This is a genomic window from Stenotrophomonas sp. GD04145 (genome assembly GCF_029835135.1).
GTDB classification, from domain to species: domain Bacteria; phylum Pseudomonadota; class Gammaproteobacteria; order Xanthomonadales; family Xanthomonadaceae; genus Stenotrophomonas; species Stenotrophomonas maltophilia_P.
The window spans coordinates 1-10,298 of record NZ_JAODZG010000073.1; the positions used below are offsets into that span (position 1 = coordinate 1).

10 protein-coding genes are annotated in these 10,298 nt (G+C 68.0%); 5 read left to right on the plus strand and 5 right to left on the minus strand.

All coding sequences use genetic code 11. The annotated features are described in order from the left end of the window. Positions 1–175: 175 nt before the first annotated feature. Both N7367_RS18825 and N7367_RS18830 read right to left on the minus strand, forming a co-directional pair. Positions 176–817 (minus strand): sigma-70 family RNA polymerase sigma factor, encoded by a 642-nt coding sequence (locus tag N7367_RS18825; protein ID WP_053519922.1) that lies wholly within the window; start codon positions 815–817, stop codon positions 176–178. A 37-nt stretch (positions 818–854) separates the two neighbouring features. After that, positions 855–1,184: a hypothetical protein gene (locus tag N7367_RS18830; protein WP_279942995.1), complete on the minus strand. Its 330-nt coding sequence runs from the start codon at positions 1,182–1,184 to the stop codon at positions 855–857. A gap of 167 nt (positions 1,185–1,351) precedes the next feature. Here N7367_RS18830 and N7367_RS18835 point away from each other — a divergent pair, with 167 nt between their 5' ends. From N7367_RS18835 to hemF, 4 genes are read left to right on the plus strand one after another with little or no spacing between them, the layout of a single operon-like run. Continuing rightward, positions 1,352–3,718, plus strand: a complete 2,367-nt coding sequence (locus N7367_RS18835) for a S9 family peptidase (RefSeq protein ID WP_065181421.1) — start codon at positions 1,352–1,354, stop codon at positions 3,716–3,718. Further along, complete coding sequence (locus tag N7367_RS18840; protein WP_065181420.1) at positions 3,715–4,134, plus strand: NUDIX domain-containing protein; 420 nt, start codon at positions 3,715–3,717, stop codon at positions 4,132–4,134. Before N7367_RS18835 ends, N7367_RS18840 begins: the two co-directional genes overlap by 4 nt. Positions 4,135–4,161: 27 nt before the next feature. Beyond that, positions 4,162–4,722 (plus strand): hypothetical protein, encoded by a 561-nt coding sequence (locus N7367_RS18845; protein WP_262100249.1) that lies wholly within the window; start codon positions 4,162–4,164, stop codon positions 4,720–4,722. 49 nt (positions 4,723–4,771) lie between these two features. Then, positions 4,772–5,668 carry an oxygen-dependent coproporphyrinogen oxidase gene (hemF, locus tag N7367_RS18850; protein WP_053519927.1) on the plus strand — a complete coding sequence of 299 codons (897 nt, stop codon included), beginning with the start codon at positions 4,772–4,774 and terminating at the stop codon, positions 5,666–5,668. A gap of 48 nt (positions 5,669–5,716) precedes the next feature. On the opposite strand, the gene N7367_RS18855 is transcribed toward hemF, so the two are convergent. Next, entirely contained in the window at positions 5,717–6,199 is a 483-nt protein-coding gene (locus N7367_RS18855) for a YetF domain-containing protein (RefSeq protein WP_053519928.1), read from the minus strand. A 326-nt stretch (positions 6,200–6,525) separates the two neighbouring features. Further along, positions 6,526–9,300, minus strand: coding sequence for a DNA polymerase I (gene polA / locus N7367_RS18860; RefSeq protein WP_279942997.1), 2,775 nt, complete (start codon positions 9,298–9,300; stop codon positions 6,526–6,528). 99 nt (positions 9,301–9,399) lie between these two features. Between polA and N7367_RS18865 the strand changes: the two genes are divergently transcribed. Beyond that, positions 9,400–9,684, plus strand: coding sequence for a DUF2782 domain-containing protein (locus tag N7367_RS18865; RefSeq protein ID WP_053519930.1), 285 nt, complete (start codon positions 9,400–9,402; stop codon positions 9,682–9,684). 90 nt (positions 9,685–9,774) lie between these two features. On the opposite strand, the gene N7367_RS18870 is transcribed toward N7367_RS18865, so the two are convergent. Next, entirely contained in the window at positions 9,775–10,221 is a 447-nt protein-coding gene (locus tag N7367_RS18870) for a universal stress protein (RefSeq protein ID WP_053519931.1), read from the minus strand. Positions 10,222–10,298 lie beyond the last annotated feature (77 nt).

A 10,298-nucleotide genomic window follows, 5' to 3' on the forward strand; every position in this document is an offset into this window, starting at 1 on the left:
GCGCCCACCAGCAGCACCTGCACCACCACATAGCCCACGCCACTGTCGCGCGACTCACTGGCAATACGCGTCTGCAACGCCTCGCTCACGTCCGGGGTCTGTTCCTGCCGTGCCTGTTCACGCAACGCCTGCGCCAGCGCGCGCTCGTCGGCATCGCGGGGATCGGTCGGTGGATTCACAGCAGTTCTCCGGCGGTGGCATGCCGCGTCAGTTCCTGCTTCAGGAGCAGACGCGCGCGGTGCAGGTGGCTCTTGATGGTACCGCGCGCAAGACCGGTCACCTGCTCGATCTCTGCCAGGTCGAAATCCTCCAGGTAATGCAGGCCGACGATCAGGCGCTGCGGCGGGCTCAACCGCTCCAGCGCCGCACCCAGCTGGCGGCCGGCCTGCAGCGCTTGGCTGAGTTCGGCCGGGCCCGGTCCCTCGTCACCGATGCCCAGATCCTCCGGTACCTCCACCGCCACCATCCACTGCGCTTCCAGGCGCCGGCGACGCAGGTGCTGCAATGCGGTGGTGTAGGCCACCCGTGAGATCCAGGTCCGCAGCGAGGATTCGAAGCGGAACCGGTGCAGTTGCCGGAACACCGCCAGGAAGGTCTCCTGCAGCAGGTCAGCGACCTGATCGCGGTCACCCACCATGCGCCCGATCACATGCGCGCACGTGCGCTGATGGGCCTGCACCAGCTGCGCGAACGCCGGTTGCGAGCCATCGATGATGGCCCGCACCAGCGCCGCATCATCTTCGATGACCGCGGCCGCCGCGGCGTCCTGCCGGCGGCGGCCGCGCAGGGCGGACAGGGCTTCGCCCAGCAGGCTCATGCGCACCGCTCCCCCGGGGCGTGTGGCATGCCGGCGCTCAGCTCTTGCGCACGGCGGGGCGGGTGAAGTGCCAGGCCAGCAGCTGGCCCAGGCCGGCACTGCCCACCAGGGCGGCAGCGGCGCCAAAGGTGAGGTCGCGGGCGCCCAGGACTTCCAGCAGGCCCATGGCCAGGGCCAGGCACACCAGGCTGATGCCCCAGCGCAGCGCGCCCTGGCGGCGGCGCTCTTCCTCCAGCACGGCCAGGGCGCGGATCACCTCCTCGGGCACGTGCGGTGCGACCAGCTTGCTGCGCGCGCGCGCATCGGCGATGGCGTGGATGGCGTAGGCGATGCAGATGAAGAGGGTGATCGGGATGAGTTCCTGCATGGTCGTGCTCCTGTGCGGTGAATGATGCGGGTTCAGGAGAATGGATGCGCGATGGGGGGCACCGGTTGCACCGCTTTGCCGATCCCGCTGCCATGACCTGTGGCCCCCTCCTGCGGCGCGAACGGCTGCTACCCTTGCCCGGTTTCCTTTTCTGGTGCCGTCCGCCCATGTCCCGAGTGCTGCCCCTGTCCCTCCTGCTGTCGGCCGTGCTGGCCGCACCGGCCGCCCATGCCGCGCCGACGCCGATCACCATCGAACAGGCCATGGCGGATCCGGACTGGATCGGTCCGCCGGTCGAGAAGGCCTGGTGGTCGTGGAACAGCCAGCAGGTCGAGTACCAGCTCAAGCGCAACGGCAGCCCGGTGCGCGACACCTTCCGCCAGCCCGTGGCCGGTGGTGTTGCGGCCCAGGTGGCAGACGACCAGCGCGGCACCCTGGACGTGGCCGATCCGGTCTACGACCGCACCCGCACCCGCAGCGCCTTCGTCCGCAACGGCGACGTGTTCGTGCGCGACCTGCGCAGCGGCGCGCTCACCCAGCTCACGCGCAGCAACGAGCGCGCCAGCGGGGTGAACTTCGCTGCCGACAACGGCGTGATCTGGCGGGTGGGCCAGAACTGGTTCCACTGGACCGCTGCCGGCGGCGTGCAGCAGGTTGCCAGCCTGAAGGCCGACAAGGACCCCAACAGCGCGCCCAAGGACGACCTGCTGCGCGACCAGCAGCTGCGTACCCTGGAAACCCTGCGTCGCGACCGCGAGCAGCGCGAGGCATTGAAGGACCAGGACCAGCGCTGGCGCCAGGCCGACCCGACCCGCGCGCCGGGCCCGGTATACCTGGGCGCCGACGTGGAGATCGCCGACAGCGTGCTGTCGCCGGACCTGGGCCACCTGATCGTGGTGACCACGCCGAAGGACTTCGACGAGGGCCGCACCAGCAAGATGCCGCTGTACGTGACCGAATCCGGTTACGAGGAAACCGAGGACACCCGCACCCGCGTCGGTCGCAATGGCAACGAGCCGCACACCCTGTGGTACGTGGACGTGCGCAGCGGCAAGGCGCAGAAGCTGTCGCTGTCCGGCCTGCCGGGCATCGCCACCGACCCGCTGGCCGACCTGCGCCGCAAGGCCGGCAAGGAGGCGCTGAAGGGCGAACGCAGCGTGCAGGTGATGAGCGACTTCATGGGCGGCGGCATGCGCTGGAGCGCCGATGGCCAGCAGGCGGCGGTGATGCTGCGCGCCAACGACAACAAGGACCGCTGGATCGTCAGCATCGGCAGCGACGGCCGCGTGCAGAACCGCCACCGGCTGACCGACAACGCGTGGATCAACTGGGGCTTCAACGATTTCGGCTGGATGGCCGATGGCCGCACGCTGTGGCTGCTGTCCGAGGAATCGGGCTTCTCGCACCTGTACACCCAGGCCGGCACTGCCCGGCCGCAGGCGCTGACCAGCGGCAAGTGGGAGACCTCCGCGCCCGTGCTGTCGGCCGACGGCAAGGGCTTCTACTTCCTGTGCAACCAGCAGGCCCCGCACGATTACGAAGTCTGCGCGGTCGACACCGGCAGCCGTCAGGTCCGCGAGCTGACCAGCCTCAACGGCGTGGAAGACTTCTCGCTGTCGCCGGATGGCCAGCAGCTGCTGGTGCGCTACTCCGGTGCCTACCTGCCACCGCAGCTGGCGGTGCTGCCCAGCGCGGGCGGCCAGGCCCGCGTGCTGACCGATACCCGCAGCGCCGACTTCAAGGCGCGCCAGTGGATCCAGCCGAAGCTGGTGGCGGTACCGTCCAGGCATGGCGCCGGCGTGGTCTGGGCCAAGTACTACGAACCCGAGCACAAGGAGCCGGGCAGGAAGTACCCGATCGTGATGTTCGTGCACGGTGCCGGCTACCTGCAGAACGTGCACCAGCGCTACCCGGCCTACTTCCGCGAGCAGATGTTCCACAACCTGCTGGTGCAGAAGGGCTACATCGTGCTGGACATGGACTACCGCGGCAGCGAGGGCTACGGCCGCGACTGGCGCACGGCCGTCTACCGCAACATGGGCCACCCGGAACTGGAAGACTACAAGGACGGCCTGGACTGGCTGGTGGACACCCAGCAGGGCGACCGTGACCACGCCGGCATCTACGGTGGCTCCTACGGCGGCTTCATGACCTTCATGGCGCTGTTCCGCGCACCGGGCACCTTCAAGGCCGGTGCCGCGCTGCGCCCGGTGGTGGACTGGCACAACTACAACCACGCCTATACCAGCAACATCCTCAACACGCCGGACATCGATCCGGAGGCGTACCGTGTGTCCTCGCCGATCGAGTACGCGCAGAACCTGCAGGACAACCTGCTGATCGCGCACGGCATGATGGATGACAACGTGTTCTTCCAGGACTCGGTGAACCTGACCCAGCGCCTGATCGAGCTGCACAAGGACAACTGGTCGATCGCCCCGTACCCGCTGGAGCGCCACGGCTACGTCCGCGCCGACTCCTGGCTGGACCAGTACAAGCGCATCCTCAAGCTGTTCGAGCAGAACCTGAAGTGAGCAGTGCCGCGGCCACGATCCACATCGTGGCCGCGGTCATCGTCGACGACCACGGCCGGGCGCTGGTGGTACGCAAGCACGGCGCCGACCGCTTCATCCAGCCCGGAGGCAAGCCCGAACCGGGCGAAACGCCACTGCAGACGCTGGCCCGCGAACTGGACGAGGAGCTGGGTGTGCGCCTGCTCGCCGGCCCGACCGTGGCGCTGGGCCATTTCCAGGACTGGGCGGTGAACGAGCCTGGTCATCGCGTACAGGCCGAGGCCTGGTGGGTGCAGGTACAGGGCACGCCGCAGGCACGCGCGGAAATCGCCGAGCTGGCGTGGGTGCCGCTGCGCCCGCCCCATGGCCTGCTCTTGGCACCCTTGAGCGAACACCATATCCTGCCGGCCGTTGCCACCCGGGTGGCGACCCGCTGAAGACGCCACTGCAGCCAAGGACATCGGATGTCGCTTCAACCGCCCCGGCACCGCCCTGCCACGCCGCTCAACCCGGAGGATTTCGTGCGGCCGCTCGGCCTGGCGTCGCTGCTGATCTGCGCAGCGTTCGTGGTGGCCATGGCGATTCAGGCGCTGGTGGTCTGGCAGCTGTCCGGCGGCCCGTTCTGGCGGTGGATGCTGCTGTCGGCCACTGAACAGCAGTTCCCGCCAAGCGTGCTGTGGATCCTGCGCAAACCGGTGGACGCTACCCTGTGGCTGATGCTGTCAGCGATCCCCGCCGTGCTTTCCAGCTGGGGATTCGCCCGGCGACGTCGCTGGGGCCTCTGGAGCTACGTGGCATTGCTGTGGCTCTCGGCCCTGGCAAACTTCGCCGTCGCCGGGTGGCTGGACAGCGTCGTCGCCGACGTCATCGGGCGTATCGTCGATCCAGACACACTGCGCGAAGCGCGAACCCAGCACATCCTCATGTCGCTGACCTTGTTCGGCGGCGCCTTCGCCCTGCTCGTCGCGCAGGGCTGGCTGGCCTGGCGCCTGCTGCGGCCGGATATCCGCTCCTGCTTCCACTGACCTGCCCTCACCCGCGGCGTGCGGCAGGCCCTGCGGTAAAGTACGCGTCATGAACGAATTCGAGCGCGTGCGCGCCTACCTGACCGACCTGCAGGACCGCATCTGTGCGGCGATCGAAGCGGCCGACGGCCAGGCCCGCTTCCAGGAAGACCTGTGGCAGCGCGCTGAAGGCGGGGGTGGCCGTACCCGCGTGCTGCGCGACGGCGCGGTGTTCGAACAGGCCGGAATCGGCTTCTCGGATGTCTCCGGCAGCCGCTTGCCGCCGTCGGCCTCGGCCAACCGCCCGGAGCTGGCCGGCGCCTCCTGGCGCGCCACCGGCGTATCGCTGGTGTTCCACCCCCTCAACCCCTATGTGCCCACCACCCATGCCAACGTGCGCTTCTTCCAGGCGCAGCGCGACGGCGAAGTGGTGGCCAGCTGGTTCGGGGGTGGTTTCGATCTGACCCCCTTCTATCCCTTCGACGAGGACGTGCGCCATTGGCACCAGGTCGCCCACGACCTGTGCGCGCCGTTTGGTGAAGAGCGCTACAGCGCGCACAAGCGCTGGTGCGACGAGTACTTCTTCCTGCGCCACCGCAACGAAACGCGCGGCATCGGCGGCCTGTTCTTCGACGATCTGCACGGCGATTTCGAACGCGACTTCGATTACCTGCGGGCGGTCGGCGACGGCTTCCTCGATGCCTATCTGCCGATCGTGCAGCAGCGCAAGGACATCGCCCATGGCGAGCGCGAGCGCGAATTCCAGCTGTACCGGCGGGGCCGCTATGTGGAATTCAACCTGGTCTACGACCGCGGCACGCTGTTCGGCCTGCAGAGCGGCGGCCGCAGCGAAAGCATCCTGATGAGCCTGCCGCCGCGGGTGCGCTGGGAATACGGCTTCACCCCCGAGGCGGGCAGTCCGGAAGCCCGGCTGGCCGATTACCTGGTCCCGCGCGACTGGCTCTAAGGCATCTCGCGGGGCGGCGTGGCCGTCCCCGCACGCATGCCGCCGGCCCTACGCGTCCGTGTGCCGGGCGATGATCGTGATGTGGCCGGTGGTTTCCAGCAGCGCCACCTGCACATCATCGATGCGCAGGCAGCCCTGCTGGCGCATGGCGGCATCGAAATCGGCCCGGCTGATCAGTTCGCGGCGCAGAACATCCCGCAACAGGGTGCCGTCACGGGCGATCACCACCGGTTCCCCCTCGATCAGGCGCTCCAGGCGGCGGTTGCGGGTGGTCACCCAGCCCACGCCGTAGTTGAGCAGGATCAGGGTCGCGGCGAGCAGCAGGCCACCGCCCAGGGACGTGTCCTGGCCCAGCAGCGCGTTCTGCACCGCGTTGCCCAGCAGCACGATCAGCAGCACGTCGAACGGGGTGATCTGCCCCAGCGCGCGCTTGCCGCTGAGGCGCACCAGGCCCAGCACGACGGTGTAGACCACCACCGCGCGCAGGATGAACTCCCACCACGGCATCGCCAGTGCGAACAGATCGTGCATTGCGGGCTTCCCTGCTGGGCGGTGGCCCAGCCTAGCAGCCGGCAGCCTGCCGGCGGCGCAAATAAAAAGCCCCGCTGACCAGGGGGAGGTCAACGGGGCCGGGGAACGGGCACTTGGGGAGGAGTCCCCGTTCCGAGATCTGCTCCAGGGGATGGGAGAGATCCACAACAGGCATTGCGCCTGTCGAGAGCTATAGAACCACTCCGAACACTAACGGTTCGTGAAGGGAGCCAATTTAATGAACCGCGATGGGGCGAGTATTCATGGCCGAGTCAGAAACTGTGGCCAGATGAACAAATTCACGTCCCTTCAGGTCTGAAAGCGACTCAGTGTGCCTCGTCCCAGTTCTTACCTACGCCGGTGTCGACCACCAAAGGAACGCGCAACTGTGCCGATTGCGACATGCGCTGCACCACATTTTCCCGCAGTTCCTCGACAAACGCAGTCTCGGTTTCGAACACCAGTTCATCGTGCACCTGCAGGATCATCCGCGCCGGGGCCCCGCTGTCGCGCAGCCAGCGGTCAACATCCACCATCGCGCGCTTGATGATGTCGGCAGCGGTGCCCTGCATCGGCGCGTTGATCGCCGCGCGTTCAGCACCGGCACGCAGGCCCTGGTTGCGTGCATGGATATCGTTCAGATACAGGCGGCGGCCGAACAGCGTCTCCACATAGCCCTGGTCACGGGCCTGCTGGCGCATCCGCTCCATGAAGTCACGCACGCCCGGGTAACGGCTGAAGTACAACGCCACATAATCCTGCGCCTGGCCCCGGTCGATGCCGAGGTTGCGGGCCAGGCCGAAGGCACTCATGCCGTACATCAGGCCGAAATTGATCGCCTTGGCCGCGCGGCGCTCGTTCGGCGTCACCTCGTCCAGGGTGCGGCCGAACACTTCTGCGGCGGTGGCGCGGTGCACGTCGGCGCCCTGCTCGAAGGCGCGCACCAGGCCCGGGTCTTCGGACAGGTGGGCCATGATCCGCAGTTCGATCTGTGAATAGTCGGCAGCCAGCAGCTGGCAGCCTTCCGGTGCGACGAAGGCGCGGCGGATGCGGCGGCCATCTTCGGTGCGGATCGGGATGTTCTGCAGGTTCGGGTCGGAGGAGGACAGGCGGCCGGTGGCAGCGCCGGACTGGTGGTAGCTGGTGTGCACCCTGCCGGTATCCGGGTTGACCATCTCCGGCAGCTTGTCGGTATAGGTGCTGCGCAGCTTGGCCAGGCCACGGTAATCGAGGATCACCCGCGGCAGCTCATGCTGGTCGGCGATCGCCTCCAGCGCCTCTTCATTGGTGCTGGGCTGGCCCTTCGGGGTCTTCACCACCGCCGGCAGCTTCAGCTCGTCGAACAGCACGGCCTGCAGCTGCTTCGGCGAATCCAGGTTGAAACTGCGCCCGGCCAGCTCGGTGGCCTTCTGCTGCGCGGCCAGCATGCGCGAAGACAGGTCCTGGCTCTGCCGGCGCAGCTCGTCGGCATCGATGCGTACACCGTTGGCCTCGATGCTGGCCAGTACCGGCACCAGTGGCATCTCGATGTCGCGGTACACGCTGTCCAGGGCCGGTTCGGCCAGCAGCTGCGGTTGCAGCGCGCGGTGCAGGCGCAGGGTGATGTCGGCGTCCTCGGCCGCATAGCGGCTGGCCTCGTCGATGCCCACCTGCGAGAACGGAATCTGCTTGGCGCCCTTGCCGGCCACGTCCTCGAACTTGATGGTGGTGTAGCCCAGGTAACGCAGGGCCAGCGAATCCATGTCGTGGCGGGTGGCGGTGGAATTGAGCACGAAGCTCTCAAGCATGGTGTCGTCGTGGTAACCCTGCACCTCGACACCGTGGCGCCGCAGCACATGCAGGTCGTACTTGCCGTGCTGGCCCAGCTTCTTCCTTGCCGGGTCCTGCAGTACCGGGCGCAACGCGTCCAGCACCTGCTGCAGCGGCAGCTGCGCCGGTGCGCCGGGGTAGTCATGGCCCACCGGGATGTAGGCCGCCCTGCCGGGCTCGACCGCCAGGCTGACACCGACCAGGCGCGCGCGCATCGCATCCAGCGCATCGGTTTCGGTATCGAAGCTGATCAGGTCGGCCTGCTGCAGCCGCTCGACCCAGGCCTGCAGCTGTCCGCTGGTAAGCACGGTCTCGTATTCACCTGGCGCGGCCAGCGCCGGATCCAGCGTGCCCTCGGCCGGTGCCTCCGCACTGCCACGGGCGAAGCCGGCCGCCGTGCCACGCAGGCTCGGTGCCGCCTCGCTGGCCACGGCCGGTGCCGGCAGCGGCGCCCCCAGTTCCTTCAGGGCCTGGGTGAACCCGTAGCGCGTGTACAGCTCGGTCAGCGCCGGCACGTCCTGTTCGCGCAGCGCCAGCGTGGTCGGGGTGGCCTCCAGCGCGACGTCGGTGCGGATCGTCACCAGTTCGCGGTTCAGCGGCAGGCGCTCCAGCGCCGCACGCAGGTTCTCGCCGATCTTGCCCTTCATGGTCGGCGCGGCCGCCATCACCCCGTCCAGGTGCTGGTACTCGGCCAGCCACTTGGCGGCGGTCTTCGGCCCGCACTTCTCCACGCCCGGCACGTTGTCGACGCTGTCGCCCATCAGCGCCAGCAGGTCGACGATCTGGTCGGCGCGCACACCGAACTTCTCCATCACCGCAGCGTCCGAATCCATGCGGCTGCCGGTCATGGTGTTGACCAGCTCGATGCCCGGCCGCACCAGCTGGGCGAAGTCCTTGTCGCCGGTGGAGATCGTCACCTTCAGGTCCTGCGCCTGGCCCTGCAGGGCCAGCGTGCCGATCACATCGTCGGCTTCCACGCCCGGAACGCGCAGGATGCTGATGCCCAGCGCTTCGACGATGCGGCACATCGGCTCGACCTGGCTGCGCAGCTCGTCGGGCATCGGGGGACGGTTGGCCTTGTACTGATCGTACAGGTCATCACGGAAGGTCTTGCCGGGCGCATCGACGACGAACGCGACGTAGGCCGGCCGCTCCTTCAGCGTCGAGCGCAGCATGTTGACCACGCCGAACAGCGCGCCGGTGGGCTCGCCCTGTGCATTGGACAGGGGCGGCAGCGCGTGGAACGCGCGGTACAGGTAACTGGACCCGTCGATCAGGACTAATCTGCTCATGCAGCGATTCTACGCGCCTGTCCCTGCACAGCGGCGACACGGCGCATGCCCGACGATGGGGCATAATCGAATCTCTTTCCAGGCAAAGGACCACCGCCCATGAAGACTCTGATGCTGGCCTCCCTGCTCCTGCTTGCCGGCTGCGCCAGCATGGGTGGCGCCGGGGCGCCCCCCGTCGACGTCAAGGGCGCCGAGGTCTCCAGCCGCACCATGAGCAACGGCGACACCATCGAGGAGTACCGCGTGGCCGGGCAGCTGCGCATGGTCAAGGTGACGCCGTCGCGGGGTGCCCCGTTCTACATGTACGACAAGAACGGCGATGGCCGCATGGACACCGACAAGGACGGCGTCTCGCCGGTGTACTGGAAGCTCTACAGCTGGTGATCCGACCCCAGCGAGCCCGGCTGCACAAAAGATGACGCCGGCGCGCATCCTGCGGCCGGCGTCGGTGTCCCCTCCCCGGGAACACGTGCCTCAGCGGATGACCAGCACCGGAAGCGTGCTGCGTGCCAGCACCTCGGCGGTCTGGCTGCCCAGCAGTACGCGGGTCACGCCACGACGGCCATGCGAGGTCATCACGATCAGGTCGCTGTTGCGCTCGGCAGCGGTCTCGATGATGCCGTCGGCCGCGTAGCGGTCCAGTACGTGCACCGGGTTGGCGGTAATGCCCTGTTCGGCGGCCTTGGCCAGCGCCGGCTGCAGCACCTTCTGCGCGCCTTCCTCGCGGTCGGCCTTGTACTCGGGGCTGTTCATGTAGCCCACGCTCCAGCCCATGGCGTCGTACATGCCGACGGCCCACGGCTCGGAAACGGTGACGATGTCGACCTCTGCATTGAGGTCCTTCGCCAGCTCCAGGCCCTTGGCCAGGCCCTTGTCGGCCAGCTCGGACCCGTCGGTGGCGATCAGGATGCGCGTGTACATGGTAGGGCTCCGTGGCAATCCGCCGGATGGGAACGCCACCATTGCACACCCGATGTGCACGTGGCGCTTTGAGCAGG